Raw genomic sequence first — 1,209 nt, 5'->3', positions numbered from 1 at the left:
GAACAGCAGTGGGTCTTCTAGCCTGGTGGGTAGTTTAACTGGGGCGGTTGCCTCCCAAAATGTAACGGAGGCGCCCAAAGGTTCCCTCAGCCTGGTTGGCAATCAGGTGTCGAGTGCAAGTGCACAAGGGAGCTTGACTGTGAGAGTGACAGCTCGAGCAGGGACGAAAGTCGGGACTAGTGATCCGGCACCGGCAAGTGGAAGCGGTGTCGCTCAACGGATAAAAGGTACCCCGGGGATAACAGGCTGATCTTCCCCAAGAGTCCATATCGACGGGATGGTTTGGCACCTCGATGTCGGCTCGTCGCATCCTGGGGCTGGAGTAGGTCCCAAGGGTTGGGCTGTTCGCCCATTAAAGCGGCACGCGAGCTGGGTTTAGAACGTCGTGAGACAGTTCGGTCTCTATCCGCCGCGCGCGTTAGAAACTTGAGGAAGGCTGTCCCTAGTACGAGAGGACCGGGACGGACGAACCTCTGGTGTGCCAGTTGTTCCGCCAGGAGCACTGCTGGTTGGCTACGTTCGGAAGGGATAACCGCTGAAAGCATCTAAGCGGGAAGCCTGTTCCAAGATGAGGTTTCTCTCCCACTTGATGGGTTAAGGCCCCCTACAGACCATGGGGTTGATAGGCCGGAACTGGAAGCACAGTAATGTGTGTAGGTGACTGGTACTAATAGGCCGAGGGCTTACTATCGAAGGTGTTACGCGTCCACTGTGCGGTATCTGAAACAACACACAGATCACCGAGAAGACACTCCGTGTCTGACCCTGTGAGGGGTCGGGTTTGGGGTGGCTCTCTGTGTGACAGTTTCATAGAGTTACGGCGGTTATAGCGGTGGGGAAACGCCCGGTCCCATTCCGAACCCGGAAGCTAAGGCCACCTGCGCCGATGGTACTGCACTCGACAGGGTGTGGGAGAGTAGGACACCGCCGGAACATCATTGCGAAAGGCCCTCCAGCATTGCTGGAGGGCCTTTTTGCGTTGTGGGACTAGCGCTCTCGCTAGCAGTCCGGGCTCCCGCGTGCCCCCAGAATCGGGGGATTGCAATCCGAACTGTGAATATTTCAGAAACGTCTGTGCGGACCGGCCCGGTCCGTCACCATGGTGCGACGTTGCTTCGGGAGGTCACCATGGATTGGTTGTTCGCTCACAAGTCTCTGCGGCGCGGGGCGGCCGCCCTCGTGCTGCCCGCCGCGCTGATCGGCGCGCTG

General features: G+C 58.6%; 2 rRNA genes. Both read left to right on the top strand.

The features are described from left to right. Positions 1-691 (top strand): 23S ribosomal RNA (locus ACWDNU_RS46330); the annotation flags it as partial. Between the two features lie 125 nt (positions 692-816). Then, positions 817-933: ribosomal RNA gene (gene rrf, locus ACWDNU_RS46325) — 5S ribosomal RNA — on the top strand. The last annotated feature ends 276 nt before the right edge of the window (positions 934-1,209 follow it).

The organism is Amycolatopsis sp. NPDC003676 (assembly GCF_053587275.1).
Note: the sequence above shows the minus strand (reverse complement) of the source record. Positions and strands in the feature narration are given on the sequence as shown.